Source organism: Enterobacter sp. 01-M-02-SI-ECC (assembly GCF_047530595.1).
Classification (GTDB): Bacteria; Pseudomonadota; Gammaproteobacteria; order Enterobacterales; family Enterobacteriaceae; genus Enterobacter; species Enterobacter cloacae_M.
Genome location: NZ_JBLKCZ010000001.1, coordinates 102,528 through 119,049, shown reverse-complemented (window position 1 = coordinate 119,049; position 16,522 = coordinate 102,528). Strand labels below are relative to the sequence as shown.

Below are 16,522 nucleotides of genomic sequence, written 5' to 3'. Positions count from 1 at the left end.
TTTGAGCGGTTATTCTCCTCTATCATACTTCCAACGAACACCATCTCAAAGCGGTACATAAAAACGAAAAATCGCTCCCTTTTGTGCCTCCATCAGCTTTATTCCGCCGCCGTGCAGCTCCAGCATACGTTTCACGATTAACAGCCCCAACCCGCCGCGATTCTCCCGCGATGCCTGGGTATTCAATGCCGACGGCCGCTGGAACAGATCGTCGCGCAGCGAGGCGTCCACGCCCGTTCCGCTGTCAGCCACTTCGACCTGAAGCCGTTCATTCTCCTGCCAGACCGCCAGACGAATTTCCCCACCAGATGGCGTATGGCGCATCGCGTTATCGAGCAGGTTGGTCACCACGCGTTCGATCATCGACACGTCGGCGTTAATCAGCGGCAGCGGTCCCGGCACGTCAATATGCAGATTCACTTCTCGTGTGCGGGCGGTGAGCTCAAACTTCTGCGCCACGTCGGAAATCAGCTCCCCCATCGCGAAACGCTCGCGCTGGGGTTTGATGCCGCCGTGCTCAAGGCGCGCAAGCTCAAACAGCTGCTGAGAAAGATGACGGACCTTTTGTCCCTGACGCAGGGCGGTGGCGAGATACTGCTGGTGCTCCTGCGGCGTCAGGGTGGCGGATTTGAGCGACAGGGTTTCGAGATAGCCCAGCAGCGAGGTGAGCGGCGTGCGGAGATCGTGCGAAATGTTGGCGATAAACTCCCGGCGCTGGCGATCGCTGTCGGACAGCCGATCCCACTGCTGGGTGATTTTGCGCGCCAGCTCGATAAAGCTGTTGCGCAGGATCGCCACTTCATCTTTTGCCGCCGCGTCCGGCGTCTGTGCCGCCAGCTGTCTGATAGCGCTTATGCTGTCTTGCTCCAGCCCGGCGACTTCCACCGTCAGCTGTTTAACCGGACGCGTGACCCAGTACCAGACCAGCAAACCTGCCAGAAGGCCAAACAGCGCGACCCACAGCAGTGACCACAGGATTGTACTCCACAGCGCCTTATGCCAGGCCATCTCCGCAAGAGCGTTTGACTCCTCGCCCTGCAAAATAATGTACAGATAGCCTTTTAGCTCGCCGTCCTGCCGCAGCGGCGTGGCGCTAAAGACTTTTTGATTTTGACTGCGCGGATCGTCGCCCAATACCGGCATCGCGGTGCCGCTGAGGAAGCTCTGCACCGGAGCCAGATCGATTTTTTGCCGCTGAATATGGCCCGGCGGGGCGGCATCGGCGAGGATATCGCCGTCCGGGGAGACAACGTAGAGCTCAACGCTCGGATTAAAGGTCATCAGCCGGCCAAACAGCGGTTTCAGCGCGCTGCGGTCGACCCTGCCCTGCGCGTCCAGAATCGGTTCGCGCTGAACGATCTGCTGCGCCAGCCCGCCCGACAAACGCTGCACCATCGCATTACCATACTGCATGCTGCTGTAGAGCTGTACCGCGCAGGCGACGGCGGCGCAGAGCATCATCAGCAGGATAAAGAGCAGCGTCAGACGCTGGCTCAGGCTAAAGCGGCGCATCATGATTTGGCTCCGCAAATTTATAGCCCTTGCCCCAGACGGTGCGAATAATCTCCGGCTCGGCGGCGTCCTTCTCAATCTTGATGCGCAGGCGGTTGATATGGGTGTTAACGGTATGCTCATAGCCTTCGTGCTGATAGCCCCAGACCTGCTCCAGCAGCGCCAGACGCGAAAAGACCTCGCCAGGATGACGGGCAAAGAAGTAGAGCAGCTCGAATTCACGCGGAGTGAGATCCACCACCTGGCCGTGAAGCAGCACGCTGCGCGCCAGCGGATCGATGGTCAGACCGTGGGCCTGAATTTGACCGTCGGTTTGCACCTGCCCCATCGCCTGCTGGCGGCGGAACAGCGCTTTGATGCGCGCAATGAGTTCCTGCACCGAGAACGGCTTAGCCAGATAATCATCGGCGCCGGTTTCCAGCCCGGTAATGCGGTCGGTCTCGCTGCTGCGGGCGCTGATGATGATCACCGGCAGGTAGCGCGTCATCTGACGGATACGGCGGCAAATCTCCAGACCGTCAACGCTGGGCAGCATCAGGTCGAGGATCACCGCATCCCACGGCTGTTTTTCAAGACGCAGTAAGGCCTTGCCCCCGTCGGGCTCGTGGGTGATGGCATAGCCTTCGTCTTCTAAATTGAGTCGCAGAAGCGCCGCGATATCATGGTCGTCTTCCACCAGCAGGATCTGCTTCATGGGTAAGCCTTCAATCATTTCTTATGACGTAAGCTTACCTGATTTCGAGCGGGGGAAGAGTTCACATTTTGTTTAAGATTTCACGAGCAGCGTCAACACTTCATAATGCGCGGTATGCGGGAACATATCGAAAAGCTGAACGCGTTCAATGCGGTAGCCCGGCAGGCTAGCAATGTCTTTCGCCATGGTCTGGGCGTTACAGCTGGAATAGACGATGTACTCGGGCGCCATCTGGCTCAGGTAGTCGCACAGCGCCTTGCCGATGCCGCGGCGCGGCGGGTTGACCAGCACCAGCTCCGGCACGTTGCCCTGGCTGGTCGCAAACTGCGTGGAGTCCAGCGCCTGGAAGTGCAGATTCGTTAACCCCAGCCCGGCGGCAGACTGTTTCGCGCAGGCAATCGCTTCAGCAGAAATCTCTATTCCGGTGAGCTGCATCTCGGGCGTGGCGCAGTGCAGACCAAAGCCGCCCACGCCGCAGAAGAGATCCCACATATGATGGATGTTTAACGCACGTACCCAGTCGCGGGCGGTAGCGTACAGACTACTAGCCACGGTTGGGTTAGTCTGGAAGAAGCTTTGCGGGCGGATCCACAGCGGCACGCCGTTGAAGCTTTCGGCCAGCGCGTGCTGGTCGGTGAAGAAAATCTCTTTCTCCCCTTCCATGATCGCCATATGCACCGGCTGAATATTCGCCGTAATGACCTTCAGCTGCGGCAGCTGTTCCTGCAGCCACGGCAGCGCCGCGCGCAGCTGCTCGAGCTTGGCTTCCGAACGCAGCACGAAGCGCAGCATCATGCCGCCGTCGAGTTGGCTTTCCGTCAGCAGAAGGTATTTCAGCTCGCCGCGCCTGCGGGCAACGCTGTAGGGCGTTAACCCCGCGCGCGCAATAAATGGTTTCAGGGCGGCAAATACGGGCTCAAAGGAGGCGGGATACAGCGGGCAGCTGGTCAGGTCTTCCGGCGTGCCGTCGCGGTGCAGCATCCCCAGCAGCGGTTTTTCAACACTGCCGCTGACCACCATTTTGGCTTTATTACGAAAGCCAAGCTCCGGGCCGCTGACGGGTGCGCACCACTCGCCCACCGCGTGTGCTGCCAGCAGCTGTTGCAGGTCGGCCATTTTGGCGGTGAGTTGTTGAGAAACCGGCTGTTCTATCCACTGACAGGAGCGGCAGCGTCCGGCGTCATAGAGTGCGCACTGCATATGAAAACCTTAAGAATCACGAGGGCTGCGATTATACACATTATTGCAGGCGGAAGAACCGCCGGCTTGAGGCCGGAACGAAGAGTAGACAGAGCACCAGCATATCCGGAAGTTTTTGCATAAACAGCGCGCGCAGGATCTCGCGCTTGGATTCCCCGGCAATGCTGAACAGCTCCGGGTAGCCGTATCCCAGAGAGGCGGCCCACAGATAGCTGGCGGCGGTAATTTGCGTCAGCAGATAGACCCAGCGCGCCCAGCTGCGCCCTTTGACCAGCGAAAACGCGCAGTAGATCTCGATAAACACCAGCACCAGGCTGCTCAAAAAGACCAGCGTCAGATTCCACGTCTGCACGCTGCGGTGAATGAATTCACCGATGCCGCGCACGCCCAGGGTGTTCAGAATCATCAGCACGTCCAGGCAGCGGATCATAATAATGGCGAGCGCCGCCACCTGAACCAGAGCAGGTACGTTAGGACGCGCGTGCGTAGTACGTGATTTTTTTAATAATCCCAATGTTTTACTTCCCTGAAAAACAGTGCCGCGTCATGCGCGGCACTTCACTGGAAATTTTAAATCCTTCAGCCGCGTCTTGCACGCTGGATATCGCGCACGCGCTGCTTTTCCGCGCGCGCCATCAAATACCAGGCGATAAATCCGACAATTCCGACCACGCCGAGGATGATGGAAGCCAGAGCGTTAATCTCCGGGTTGACCCCCATGCGCACGCTGGAGAAGACCAGCATCGGCAGCGTCGTCGCGCCCGGTCCGGAGACAAAGCTGGCGATAACCAGATCGTCCAGCGACAGCGTAAACGCCAGCAGCCAGCCGGAGATCACCGCCGGCATAATCATCGGCAGGGTAATGATGAAAAAGACCTTCAGCGGCGTCGCGCCAAGATCCATCGCCGCCTCTTCAATGGAGCGATCCAGCTCGCGCAGGCGCGAGGAGATCACTACCGCCACGTAGGCCGTACAGAAGGTGACGTGCGCCAGCCAGATGGTGAGCATGCCGCGATCCGCCGGCCAGCCGATGGCGTGCGCCAGGGCCACGAACAGTAGCAGCAGCGCGAGTCCGGTGATCACGTCCGGCATAACCAGCGGCGCGGTGATCATAAAGGCGAACCCGTTTGAGCCGCGAAAACGCCCGAAGCGCACCATCACCAGCGCGGCGATCGTGCCCAGCACCGACGCCATTGTCGCCGCCAGGGCGGCAATCGTCAGGCTCAGCCCCACCGCGCTCATCATCGCATCGTCGTGGAACAGCTCGCTGTACCAGCGCGTCGACCAGCCCGCCCAGACCGTTACCAGCTTAGAGCTGTTGAACGAGTAGATCACCAGCATCAGCATCGGCGCATACAGGAAGGTAAAGCCGATCACCAGGATCGCAATTCGCCACGGGGAGCGCACTACCGGTAAGTTGTTCATCCGTGATCTCCCATCTGTTTCTGCTGATGCTTGTGGAACCACATGATCGGCACGATCAGCAGCAGTAGCATCACGATCGCCACCGCCGATGCCACCGGCCAGTCGCGGTTATTGAAGAACTCCTGCCACAGCACGCGGCCAATCATGATGCTGTCCGGGCCGCCGAGCAGTTCCGGGATCACAAACTCCCCGACCGCCGGGATAAAGACCAGCATTGACCCGGCGATAATGCCGCCTTTGGTCAGCGGGACAATGACGCTGAAGAAGGTTTTTAACGGGCGGGCGCCGAGATCGAGCGACGCTTCCACCAGCGAATAATCAATGCGCGTCAGGGCCGTATAGATCGGCAGCACCATAAACGGCAGATAGGCGTACACAATGCCGATATAGACCGCGAGGTTGGTGTGCAGGATCGTCAGCGGCTGATCGATAACCCCAAGCCACATGAGAAAGTTATTCAGCACGCCGTTGTTTTTCAGGATCCCCATCCAGGCGTAAACGCGGATCAGGAACGAGGTCCACGACGGCAGGATCACCAGCAACAGCAGGATGTTGCGCGTCGACGGTTTGCTGTGCGCCACCGCCCACGCCAGCGGGTAGCCCATCACCAGACAGCAGAGCGTCGAGATCGCCGCCACCTGCAGCGACTGCAGATAGGCTTCGAAATAGAGCGGGTCGTCGGTGAGCTGCAGGAAGTTGCCGAGGTTAAGCGTCAGCGTAAGCTGCCCGTCGGCCCAGTCCAGCAGGTTGGTGTAAGGCGGTATCGCCCGCGCCATTTCCGCCAGGCTTATCTTGAAAACAATCAGAAACGGCAGCAGGAACAGCAGGATCAGCCACACGTACGGCATGGCAATCACCAGCTTGCGGCCGTGGTTCATCTGCATGCGCGTCAGCCACTGGGCAAGGCCGCCCGGCTTTTCTGCGCGGGCTGGAGGTTCAAGTGTACTCATTGGCCGCTCCTTATACCGTCAGCACGACGCAACTGTCAGCGTCCCAGCACAGGCGCACTTCGTCGCCCCAGGTCGGCTGCCCCTTGCGATAGCGATGTTCGTTCTGTAGCTGTGCGCTGAGCATCTGCCCGCTTTTCAGACGCACGTGATAGATAGAGAGATCGCCCAGATAGGCAATGTGGACCACTTCGCCCACGGCAAAGTTATAGCCATCGGCAGGCGGATCCTCGCAGAGCATGATTTTCTCCGGACGCAGCGCGACGTAGACCGGCACGTTATCCACCACCGAGTTATCAGGATCGACCTTAAGCGGATGCTGCAGCCCCGGCGATTCGATGACCAGGCCATCCTCCTGACGATCTTTCAGCAGCCCTTCGAAAACGTTGACCGAGCCGATAAACTCCGCGCTGTAGCGGGTCGTCGGGTGCTCATAAATCTCTTCCGGCTCGCCGATCTGCACGAACTTCCCGCGGTTCATGATCGCGATGCGTCCGGCCATGGTCATCGCCTCTTCCTGGTCGTGGGTGACCATCACGCAGGTCACCCCCACGCGCTCCAGGATATCCACCACTTCGAGCTGCATACGGTCGCGCAGTTTTTTATCCAGCGCGCCCATCGGCTCATCGAGCAGCAGCAGTTTCGGGCGTTTTGCCAGACTGCGAGCCAGGGCCACGCGCTGGCGCTGGCCGCCGGAGAGCTGGTGAGGCTTACGCTTCGCGAACTCCTGCATGTGCACCAGGCTCAGCATCTCGGCCACGCGCGCGGTAATTTCGGCCTTCGGCAGCTTGTCCTGCTTCAGGCCAAAGGCGATGTTCTGCTCCACCGTCATGTGCGGGAACAGCGCGTAGGACTGGAACATCATGTTAATCGGGCGCTGATACGGCGGCACGCTGGAGAGGTCCACGCCATCGAGCATGATTTGCCCGGCGGTGGGCTGTTCAAAACCGGCCAGCATACGCAGCAGGGTCGATTTACCGCAGCCAGAAGCCCCCAGAAGGGCAAAAATTTCGCCTTTATAGATAGTCAGGCTGACGTCATCCACGGCATGCTGACCATCGAAAGATTTGGTGAGGTTACGAATTTCAAGAAGCGGGGTCAGCGCTTTACGGACTTTCGCCTGCGGGCGGGGGATCGCGTCATTCACGGGGTGTTCTCCGGCATAGATCAGTACTGGTGCAAACGCACCGTCAGGGTGCGCATCGCCGGGCGGCGCTAACGCTTGCCCGGCCTACGGGTTGTAAAGGCCCGGTAAGCGATAGCGCCACCGGGCAACAATACCCAACGCCGTTATTTACCGCTTTTCACCTTTGTCCACGCGCGGGTACGCACGCGGTCAATTTTTGGATCCTGAACTTTCAGGGTGAAGAGCTTGGCGAACACATCCGCTGGCGGATAGATAGCCGGGTTATTACGGATTTCTTCGCTCACCAGCGGCAGGGAGGCCTTGTTACCGTTCGCGTAGTAAACGTGGTCACTGATGTGGGCGATCACCTCAGGACGCATCAGGTAGTTGAGGAACTGATACGCTTCGTCCTTGTTCTTCGCATCAGCCGGCATCGCTAAGACGTCAAAGAAGGCCAGCGCCCCCTCTTTCGGAATGAAGTAAGAGACGTTCACGCCGTTTTTCGCCTCTTTCGCGCGGTTAGCCGCCTGCCACACGTCTCCAGCCCAGCCGATCGCGACGCAGATGTCGCCGTTAGCCAGATCGTTAATGTACTGAGACGAGTGGAAGTAACGAATGTTTGGACGCAGCTTCAGCAGCAGATCGGTCGCCGGGCCGGTGTAATCATCGGCTTTACTGCTGTTCGGGTCTTTGCCCAGGTAGTTCAGCACGGTCGCGAAAATCTCTTCCGGCGCATCGAGGAAGGAGACGCCGCAGCTTTTCAGCTTCTCAAGGTTTTCTGGCTTCAGCACCACGTCCCAGCTGTCCAGCTTGACGTCCGGGCCCAGCACCGCTTTGACTTTATCCACGTTGTAGCCGATACCGGTGGTCGCCCACAGGTAAGGCATCGCGTATTTGTTGTCCGGGTCATGCTTCGCCACCAGCTTCAGCACTTCCGGATCGAGGTTTTTCCAGTTCGGTAACTTGCTCTTGTCCAGAGGCTGGAAGACGCCTGCCGTCAGCTGACGCTCCAGGAAGCTTGCAGAAGGCACCACGAGATCAAACCCGGTGCTGCCCGCCATCAGTTTTCCTTCCAGCACTTCGTTGGAATCGAATACGTCGTAGACCACTTTAATGCCGGTCTCTTTTTCAAAATTCGCCACCGTGTCCGGCGCAATATAGTCAGACCAGTTGTAAACGTGCAGCGTTTTTTGTTCCGCAGCGAGCGAGCCGGCAGAGACGGCCATCAGAGCACCCGCAACCAGACCCGATAACCATTTTTTATTCAAGGCGATCATATCTTTATTCCTTCTGAAAGCTCGTTAACAAACGAACTAAAACTGTGCAATCTGAAGATATGCAATAATCATGCATAGTTTGTCGCTCTGCCCAAAATAAAAAGAAACCTCTTTACCCGGCAGCTTCCGCTCGCTTTTTTAAGCATCGCAAGAATAACTGTAGCCCGTGTCTCCGGCTATAGCCCAGACGAAAAAACGCCTTTTATCAATTTTTTATGCAGGTTAAGTCTACGTGATAAGCCGAAACGGCCTTCAGGGAGGTGAAAAACTCTTTAAAGAAAGGTTAAAAGCAGCAGAAAAAATGGCCTTCTGCAGCCGCTATGGCAGCGACTGCGCAAAAGTCAGACATGCTTAGTGAAGAAAATTGGGAGATGCATCATTATTCTCTGCATCATCTTCCGCGCTATACAGCAGATGGTGTGCATTGGCTTCCATCATGACCATGGAAATTTGCTCTTCGCTCAAGCGCATAAACCAGGAGAACTGCTTGAACGACAGCCCGGCACCGGAGAATAAAGACTGGCAAACGACCAGTTTTGGCAGATTATCATCCTGTATGTCGAGAAATGCTTTCACCGTCAAAGAACTGGCGTTGATCGCTGACAGGTCGGAGGCCAGCGCCAGCAGCGCGGACGGCTTCACTTCGGCCAGCGCGGAGAAAAGGATGACGTCGTTAATGAGATCGATTTTGGCATCGAAAATGCCGTCGAAATTCTGCATATGAGGCAGATGCAGCGCCTGGCAGGAATCGCATTCGAAGAACGTAATTCCGGCATCATCAAGCCATTGACGTAACGTATCCAGTGTAGGTACGACCTGTAAATCCATCGCTGTGCAGCCTCTTCAATATAATCTGTGCATAGGGTACGCAAAAAGTGCGTTCAATACCATTTAACCGCCCGTTTTCAGACAGTAGCCCGGCGTGGCATGACGCTCGATCCATGAGATCATTTTACCCGCAATATCGACACCTGTGGTTTTTTCCACGCCTTCTAGCCCCGGCGAGGCGTTCACCTCCATGACCAGCGGCCCGCGCGTCGCCCGCAGAAGGTCTACGCCCGCCACGTCCAGCCCCAGGGTTTGCGCCGCTTTGACGGCAATTTCCCGTTCGCGATCGCTGATATCCGCGATTCTTGCAATGCCGCCCCGGTGAAGGTTAGAGCGGAAATCGCCCTCTTTCGCCTGGCGCTCAATGGCCGCCACCACCTCATTGCCGACCACGAAGCAGCGAATATCGCGCCCTTTCGCCTCTTCGATGTACTCCTGCACCAGGATGTGCGCATTGAGGCCCCTAAAGGCGTCAATCACGCTCTCCGCCGCCTGACGCGTTTCCGCCAGCACCACGCCAATGCCCTGCGTGCCTTCCACCAGCTTAATCACCAAAGGCGCGCCGCCCACCATGTCGATAAGATCGCTGGTGTCGTCCGGTGAATGGGCAATCCCCGTGACGGGGAGATCGATCCCCTGACGGGCGAGCAGCTGCAGCGAGCGCAGCTTGTCGCGGGCGCGCGAAATGGCGACGGATTCGTTGAGCGGATAGCTGCCCAGCATCTCGAACTGGCGCAGCGCGGCGGTGCCGTAATAGGTGATCTGAGAGCCGATGCGCGGGATCACGGCATCAAAGTGCGGCAGCTTCCGGCCTTTGTAGTGAATCGACGAGGCGGCCGGGTCAATGTTCATATAGCAGGACATCGGGTCGAGGATCTCAACCTGATGCCCGCGTTTCGCCGCCGCCTCACGCAGGCGTTTACATGAATAGAGCGTTCCATCCCGGGACAATATGGCAATTTTCACCCTGCACCTCTCTGAAGACATGGAAAAAGCCTGCGTATCATATACGCAGGCAAGCGCAGGAGGAATGGACTATCGCGTCGCCCATCCCTGTTTGTGGAGGTAATCAAGAATAAACGGGCGATTTTCTTTAATGATGGTGCGACGAATATGGTCAGTCCAGGTATCGCGACGGTTATTGCTGCCGCGCGTCAGGTAGTAGTTCGCCAGTTCTTCATCATATTGATTCAGGACGTCCTGATCGACCGGCTGGTAGTGGTTTTCGTGCACCAGCATGGCGGCAGGAATGCGCGGCTTCAGATCCGGGTTATCCGCAGGCCAGCCGAGGCACAGGCCGAACAGCGGCAGAACGTGTTTTGGCAGCTTCAGCAGCTCGGTCACGCTTTCAATGTTGTTACGCAGGCCACCGATGTAGACGCCGCCCAAACCCAGCGACTCCGCCGCCGTAAAGGCGTTTTGCGCCATCAGTGCGGTATCCACCACGCCCAGCAGCAGCTGTTCGGCCAGCCCCAGCTCTGCCTCAGGGCAGATCTGCAGGTGGCGGTTAAAGTCGGCGCAGAACACCCAGAACTCCGCGGCCTGGGCCACATGCTTCTGCCCGCCGGTCAGCGTGACCAACTGTTCACGCATGGCCGGATCGGTGATGCGGATAATCGAGCTGCACTGCAGGAAGCTGGAGCTGGAGGTCGCCCTGGCGCTGTTAATGATCGCTTCGCGCTGCGCCTCGGTAATCGGCTCGTCGGTGAAGTGGCGGATGGAACGGTGGGATGTGAGCAGGTCTATGGTTGGCGTCATCTTGTCTCTCTTTGTCTTGCTTAAACCGTATGGCAGCCAGTATAGGCAATGATTTGCGCGGTGTAATTGGCGAAACATAGCCTTACTGTATCAAAGCGACAGGCGAAACCTTCTTTAATGGCGGCAGGTTATCGGGCACTATATGTCCTATTCGCCGTCAGGCTTGTTTTTTGAGGAGAGAGAAATGTTTGCAGTAATTTTTGGTCGTCCAGGGTGCCCTTACTGTGTGCGCGCGAAAGAGCTGGCTGAGAAACTGACCGAAGAGCGCGATGACTTCAACTTCCGCTACGTGGATATCCACGCGGAAGGCATCACCAAAGCGGATCTTGAAAAAACCGTCGGCAAGCCGGTTGAAACCGTACCGCAGATCTTCCTCGATCAGAAACACATCGGCGGTTGCACTGACTTTGAAGCTTACGCCAAAGAGCATCTGGGCCTGTTTGCCGCTCAGTAATGCGAAGACGCCCTCACCCTGAGGGCGTTTTTAATTATGGTGCCGTCGATGCTTAATCAGACTGCACACAAACAAATAGCACAGCGCGCCGAGGGCGCACCAGAAGACGCCGCTCAGCAACCACGCCAGCTCCTGCCAGAAACTTCGCGTTGATACATACAGCATGCGCATCAGCAGCAGACACAGCGGTGCCGCCAGCATTGCGCCAATAAGCGGCTTGACCACCTCCCCTTTACGGGAAAGAAAACTGGCAGCCGCTCCCGGCAGGGTAAAAAAGAGCAGCCCCAGCTCCGGATGTCCGGCAGCCCTGAATGCCCCTTTCACATTAAAAGCGAGCGACATGCACACGACGGTAAACAGCAAAAAGCAGCTGATCACCCCCGCCCAGTTTCGTTTAATGTTCAAACTATCCTCCTGACTTATCTCTATCAAATACACCTTCGTCGGGTAGACGCCCAGTCAGATAAAGCAGTGCGGCAATCCTTGCCAAAGTACGCACAGGGTGATGCGATAATAGGTAGCTGTCAGTAGCTAATACGATTAAACTATCGGCCAGCTAATGTTTTAGGGAATAAATTAGGTAACAGGGAGGGTTGAACGCGTTCCCTGGCCCAGAAAACAGTAGCCCAAATAGTCCTTTCATTCAACAACTTACTGGTAAACAAGAAGTTAGCCTCCGTGAATATAAACGTCGCAGACTTGTTAAATGGGAATTACATCCTGTTATTATTTGTGGTACTGGCGCTGGGCCTTTGCCTGGGTAAATTGCGCCTGGGTTCAGTTCAACTTGGTAATTCCATTGGCGTTTTAGTCGTCTCCTTATTATTAGGTCAACAGCACTTCAGCATTAACACGGACGCGCTCAACTTAGGTTTTATGCTGTTTATTTTTTGTGTTGGCGTGGAAGCGGGACCGAACTTTTTTTCAATTTTCTTCCGCGACGGCAAAAATTATCTGATGCTGGCGCTGGTGATGGTCGGCAGCGCGCTGCTGATCGCGTTAGGGCTGGGTAAACTGTTTGGCTGGGATATCGGGTTAACGGCCGGTATGCTGGCAGGCTCCATGACCTCCACTCCCGTGCTCGTGGGTGCCGGTGATACCCTGCGTCATTCCGGCATGGCCGGCGCACAACTTTCTGCCGCACTCGACCACCTGAGCCTGGGCTATGCCCTGACCTATCTGATTGGTCTGGTGAGCCTGATTGTCGGCGCGCGCTATCTGCCAAAACTGCAGCATCAGGATCTGCAGACCAGCGCCCAGCAAATCGCCCGCGAGCGCGGTCTGGATACCGATTCCAAACGTAAAGTCTATCTCCCGGTGATCCGCGCCTATCGCGTTGGGCCAGAGCTGGTGGCATGGGCAGACGGCAAAAATCTGCGCGAGCTGGGAATTTACCGCCAGACGGGCTGCTATATCGAACGTATCCGCCGCAACGGCATTCTGGCGAACCCGGACGGCGACGCGGTGCTGCAGATGGGCGACGACATCGCGCTGGTGGGTTACCCGGACGCCCACGCCCGTCTCGACCCGAGCTTCCGTAACGGCAAAGAGGTGTTCGACCGAGACCTGCTCGACATGCGTATCGTCACCGAAGAGATCGTGGTGAAAAACCATAACGCCGTGGGCCGCCGTCTGGCGCAGCTGAAGCTGACCGACCACGGCTGCTTCCTCAACCGCGTGATCCGCAGCCAGATAGAGATGCCGATCGACGACAACGTCGTGCTCAACAAAGGCGACGTACTGCAGGTTAGCGGCGACGCACGACGCGTGAAAACCGTTGCCGACCGCATCGGCTTTATCTCCATTCACAGCCAGGTCACCGACCTGCTGGCCTTCTGCGCCTTCTTTATCGTTGGCCTGATGATCGGGATGATCACCTTCCAGTTCAGCAACTTCAGTTTCGGCATCGGTAACGCCGCCGGGCTGCTGTTTGCCGGGATCATGCTGGGCTTCCTGCGAGCCAACCACCCAACCTTCGGCTACATTCCGCAGGGCGCGCTGAACATGGTGAAAGAGTTCGGTCTGATGGTCTTTATGGCGGGCGTGGGCTTAAGCGCGGGAAGCGGTATCGGCCACAGCCTGGGCGCCGTCGGCTGGCAGATGCTGGTGTCCGGACTGATCGTCAGCCTGGTGCCGGTCGTTATCTGCTTCCTGTTCGGCGCCTACGTGCTGCGCATGAACCGCGCCCTGCTCTTTGGGGCAATGATGGGCGCGCGTACCTGTGCGCCAGCCATGGAAATCATCAGCGATACCGCACGCAGCAACATCCCGGCGCTGGGCTATGCGGGCACATATGCTATCGCTAACGTGCTGCTGACGCTGGCGGGTACGCTGATCGTTATCATCTGGCCTGGACTCGGATAACTCCTAAGTTTGCGCGCGGGGAAAATATTTTCGTTACGCGCAGAACTTTTTTATCAGGGGGCAGTCATAACTAGTGCCACTGCTTTTCTTTGATGTCCCCAATTTGTGGAGCCCATCAACCCCGCCGTTTTGGTTCAAGGTTGATGGGTTTTTTGTTGCCTGAAATTCACCTTCCTCTATTCTTTTCTTCTCTCTTGCCACGAAAACACATATGATTAAACATATATAAAATCACACCTGCAGGAAATCCCATGCTCCACCCGCTCCAGCTCTTCAAAACCCTCTCCGACGAAACGCGGCTCGCCATCGTCATGCTGCTCCGTGAAGCGGGCGAACTGTGCGTCTGCGATCTCTGCGCCGCGACCGCCGAGTCGCAGCCTAAGGTCTCCCGCCACATGGCGCTGCTGCGCGAGTCCGGGCTGGTTATCGATCGCCGTGAAGGGAAATGGGTCCATTACCGTCTCTCTCCCAACATGCCTGCGTGGGCGGCAGTCGTTATCGACAACAGCTGGAACTGCCTGCGGGAAGAGACGCGCATGAAGCTGAAAAACCGACTTTCAGGCTCGTGTTGATAACAATACATTCACAAAAACAGATATAACGGAGTAAGCGATGTTTCTGGCAGGAGCGATTTTTTTATTCACATTGGTACTGGTCATCTGGCAGCCCAGGGGACTCAGTATCGGCTGGAGCGCGACCATCGGTGCCGTGCTGGCGCTGGCCAGCGGCGTGATTCACATTAACGATATACCTGTGGTGTGGAATATCGTCTGGAACGCTACGGCGACGTTCATTGCCGTCATTATCATCAGCCTGCTGCTGGACGAGTCCGGCTTTTTCGAGTGGGCGGCGCTGCACGTCGCCCGCTGGGGGAACGGTCGCGGGCGATTGCTGTTTACTTATATTGTGCTGCTGGGTGCAGCCGTGGCGGCGCTGTTTGCCAATGACGGCGCGGCGCTGATCCTGACGCCTATCGTCATCGCCATGCTGCTCGCGCTGGGGTTCAGCAAGCAGGCCACGCTGGCGTTTGTGATGGCGGCGGGCTTCATCGCCGATACCGCCAGCCTGCCGCTGATTGTGTCCAACCTGGTCAACATCGTGTCGGCAGACTTCTTTAAGCTGGGGTTCAGCGAATACGCTTCGGTAATGATCCCGGTGGATATCGCCGCGATTGCCGCAACTCTGGTCATGCTGCATCTGTTCTTTCGCAAGGAAATCCCCCCGAAATATGACCTGGCAAAACTCCGCGAGCCCACTCGGGCCATTCACGATCTCCCGACGTTCAGAACGGGCTGGATTGTGCTGCTGCTACTTCTCGTCGGCTTCTTCGTGCTTGAACCGCTCGGCATTCCTGTCAGCGCCATTGCGACCGTCGGCGCGCTGATTTTATTCGCCGTCGCAAAACGCGGACATGCGATAAACACCGGAAAAGTGCTGCGCGGCGCACCGTGGCAAATCGTCATCTTCTCGCTGGGTATGTATCTGGTGGTGTATGGCCTGCGCAATGCCGGGCTGACGGAATATCTCTCAGGCGTACTGGATAGCCTGGCCGGACACGGTCTGTGGGCCACCACGCTGGGAACCGGGTTCATCACTGCGTTTCTGTCATCCATAATGAACAATATGCCCACGGTGCTGATTGGCGCGCTCTCCATCGAGGGCAGTACGGCGACAGGATTGATTAAGGAAGCGATGATTTACGCCAACGTGATTGGCTGCGATCTGGGGCCGAAAATCACGCCTATCGGCAGCCTCGCCACCCTGCTCTGGCTCCACGTGCTGGCGCAGAAGAACATGACGATCACCTGGGGCTACTATTTCCGGACGGGCATCATTATGACGCTGCCGGTCCTGTTTGTGACGCTCGCCGCGCTGGCGCTACGTCTATCCTTCACACTGTAATGAGCCACTGATATGAGCCACATCACCATTTATCACAACCCGGCCTGCGGAACCTCGCGCAACACGCTGGAGATGATCCGCAACAGCGGCACCGAGCCAGAGATTATCCTCTATCTGGAAACCCCGCCGTCGCGCGATACGCTGACCGCTCTGATTGCCGAGATGGGCATTTCAGTGCGAGATCTGCTGCGTAAAAACGTGGAGCCCTATGAACAGCTCGGCCTTGCTGAAGATAACTTCACCGACGACCAGCTTATTGATTTTATGCTGCAACACCCGATCCTGATTAACCGTCCGATCGTGGTGACGCCGCTGGGCACCCGCCTGTGCCGCCCGTCTGAAGTCGTCCTCGACATCCTGCCGGATGCGCAGAAAGGGGCGTTTACGAAAGAGGATGGCGAAGCGGTGGTGGACGCCAGCGGGAAAAAAATCGAACACAGGTAAAACTGGCAGGGCGAGTGTTACCTAAGGATTCCCCTCGCCCGCAATTCTCCCCACCATCGCCCGGATCTCTTCGCGGGTTAACGGCGCCCGGTCGGTCACGTAGTGCAGCGTCATCCCTTCAATAAACGCGTCCAGCGCGCGGGTGGTCACCGGGTCGAACCACTGCTCCAGCGTGGTCTGGCTCATCTTCATCCAGTCCTGCATCACCGTTTTGAGCGCCGCGCTGCGGTGCATAAAGGCATAGAGCTGATACATCAGCGCCATGTTGTGCGGCGTGGTCACCTGCGAGCTGTGGATCAGCGTGGTGATGGCTTCGCTCGCCATTTCCGGCCCGGTGACGCCCGCGAAGAAATCCCGATACTGCTGCGACATCAGCCGGGTAAACCACGTGAAGGCCTCCTCCAGCAGCGGCTCCATGCCGTCGAAATAGTAGGTCATCGACCCCAGCGGCACGCCCGCGCAGGTGGCGATTTTACGGTGCGTGACGGCGTGAATGCCGTGTTCGGCGATGGTATCGAGCGTTGCCTGCAGGATCTTCTCCCGGCGATGCGGATCGTTCGGTGGTCTGCTCATAAATTCCTCACGTGGTTT

The 16,522-nt window shown here is 57.4% G+C and carries 18 protein-coding genes; 5 read left to right on the top strand and 13 right to left on the bottom strand.

Going from position 1 to position 16,522, the window contains the following annotated elements; translation table 11 throughout:
- Positions 1-45 precede the first annotated feature (45 nt).
- From ACMWLG_RS00560 to nfsA, 11 genes are all read right to left on the bottom strand, one after another.
- Complete coding sequence (locus tag ACMWLG_RS00560; protein ID WP_045403670.1) at positions 46-1,515, bottom strand: ATP-binding protein; 1,470 nt, start codon at positions 1,513-1,515, stop codon at positions 46-48.
- Positions 1,499-2,206, bottom strand: coding sequence for a response regulator transcription factor (locus ACMWLG_RS00555; protein ID WP_023310937.1), 708 nt, complete (start codon positions 2,204-2,206; stop codon positions 1,499-1,501). Before ACMWLG_RS00555 ends, ACMWLG_RS00560 begins: the two co-directional genes overlap by 17 nt.
- Before the next feature lie 72 nt (positions 2,207-2,278).
- Positions 2,279-3,406: a 23S rRNA (uracil(747)-C(5))-methyltransferase RlmC gene (gene rlmC / locus ACMWLG_RS00550; RefSeq protein ID WP_045403672.1), complete on the bottom strand. Its 1,128-nt coding sequence runs from the start codon at positions 3,404-3,406 to the stop codon at positions 2,279-2,281.
- 40 nt (positions 3,407-3,446) lie between these two features.
- Entirely contained in the window at positions 3,447-3,920 is a 474-nt protein-coding gene (locus ACMWLG_RS00545; protein WP_045403675.1) for a YbjO family protein, read from the bottom strand.
- 65 nt (positions 3,921-3,985) lie between these two features.
- The gene (gene potI / locus ACMWLG_RS00540) at positions 3,986-4,831 is read right to left on the bottom strand and encodes a putrescine ABC transporter permease PotI (protein WP_023310934.1); all 846 of its coding nucleotides are present in this window, start codon (positions 4,829-4,831) and stop codon (positions 3,986-3,988) included.
- On the bottom strand, positions 4,828-5,781 hold the full coding sequence (gene potH / locus ACMWLG_RS00535) for a putrescine ABC transporter permease PotH (RefSeq protein ID WP_045403679.1): 954 nt from the start codon (positions 5,779-5,781) through the stop codon (positions 4,828-4,830). The genes potI and potH overlap by 4 nt, the downstream gene beginning before the upstream one ends.
- Before the next feature lie 10 nt (positions 5,782-5,791).
- Complete coding sequence (gene potG, locus ACMWLG_RS00530) at positions 5,792-6,925, bottom strand: putrescine ABC transporter ATP-binding subunit PotG (protein ID WP_024907855.1); 1,134 nt, start codon at positions 6,923-6,925, stop codon at positions 5,792-5,794.
- Positions 6,926-7,068: 143 nt separating this feature from the next.
- Positions 7,069-8,181: a spermidine/putrescine ABC transporter substrate-binding protein PotF gene (potF, locus tag ACMWLG_RS00525; protein WP_045403683.1), complete on the bottom strand. Its 1,113-nt coding sequence runs from the start codon at positions 8,179-8,181 to the stop codon at positions 7,069-7,071.
- Between the two features lie 351 nt (positions 8,182-8,532).
- Positions 8,533-9,009, bottom strand: coding sequence for a YbjN domain-containing protein (locus tag ACMWLG_RS00520; protein WP_014169308.1), 477 nt, complete (start codon positions 9,007-9,009; stop codon positions 8,533-8,535).
- 63 nt (positions 9,010-9,072) lie between these two features.
- A complete protein-coding gene (gene rimK / locus ACMWLG_RS00515) occupies positions 9,073-9,975 on the bottom strand; it encodes a 30S ribosomal protein S6--L-glutamate ligase (protein ID WP_024907857.1) in 903 nt (300 codons plus the stop codon).
- Positions 9,976-10,044: 69 nt separating this feature from the next.
- A complete protein-coding gene (gene nfsA, locus ACMWLG_RS00510; protein WP_045403691.1) occupies positions 10,045-10,767 on the bottom strand; it encodes a nitroreductase NfsA in 723 nt (240 codons plus the stop codon).
- A 184-nt stretch (positions 10,768-10,951) separates the two neighbouring features.
- Here nfsA and ACMWLG_RS00505 point away from each other — a divergent pair, with 184 nt between their 5' ends.
- Positions 10,952-11,221, top strand: coding sequence for a GrxA family glutaredoxin (locus ACMWLG_RS00505; RefSeq protein ID WP_006809455.1), 270 nt, complete (start codon positions 10,952-10,954; stop codon positions 11,219-11,221).
- Positions 11,222-11,251: 30 nt separating this feature from the next.
- On the opposite strand, the gene ACMWLG_RS00500 is transcribed toward ACMWLG_RS00505, so the two are convergent.
- On the bottom strand, positions 11,252-11,626 hold the full coding sequence (locus tag ACMWLG_RS00500; RefSeq protein WP_023310928.1) for an inner membrane protein YbjM: 375 nt from the start codon (positions 11,624-11,626) through the stop codon (positions 11,252-11,254).
- 273 nt (positions 11,627-11,899) lie between these two features.
- Between ACMWLG_RS00500 and ACMWLG_RS00495 the strand changes: the two genes are divergently transcribed.
- The 4 genes from ACMWLG_RS00495 (at position 11,900) to arsC (ending at position 15,931) form a co-directional block, all read left to right on the top strand.
- Positions 11,900-13,585: an aspartate:alanine antiporter gene (locus ACMWLG_RS00495; RefSeq protein WP_045403694.1), complete on the top strand. Its 1,686-nt coding sequence runs from the start codon at positions 11,900-11,902 to the stop codon at positions 13,583-13,585.
- Positions 13,586-13,836: 251 nt separating this feature from the next.
- A complete protein-coding gene (locus ACMWLG_RS00490) occupies positions 13,837-14,157 on the top strand; it encodes a metalloregulator ArsR/SmtB family transcription factor (RefSeq protein WP_045403696.1) in 321 nt (106 codons plus the stop codon).
- A 40-nt stretch (positions 14,158-14,197) separates the two neighbouring features.
- The gene (locus ACMWLG_RS00485) at positions 14,198-15,487 is read left to right on the top strand and encodes an arsenic transporter (RefSeq protein ID WP_045403700.1); all 1,290 of its coding nucleotides are present in this window, start codon (positions 14,198-14,200) and stop codon (positions 15,485-15,487) included.
- A 12-nt stretch (positions 15,488-15,499) separates the two neighbouring features.
- Complete coding sequence (gene arsC, locus ACMWLG_RS00480; RefSeq protein WP_023310924.1) at positions 15,500-15,931, top strand: glutaredoxin-dependent arsenate reductase; 432 nt, start codon at positions 15,500-15,502, stop codon at positions 15,929-15,931.
- A 21-nt stretch (positions 15,932-15,952) separates the two neighbouring features.
- Here the strand turns inward: arsC and ACMWLG_RS00475 are convergent, their stop codons facing one another.
- The gene (locus tag ACMWLG_RS00475) at positions 15,953-16,504 is read right to left on the bottom strand and encodes a TetR/AcrR family transcriptional regulator (protein WP_414762934.1); all 552 of its coding nucleotides are present in this window, start codon (positions 16,502-16,504) and stop codon (positions 15,953-15,955) included.
- Positions 16,505-16,522 lie beyond the last annotated feature (18 nt).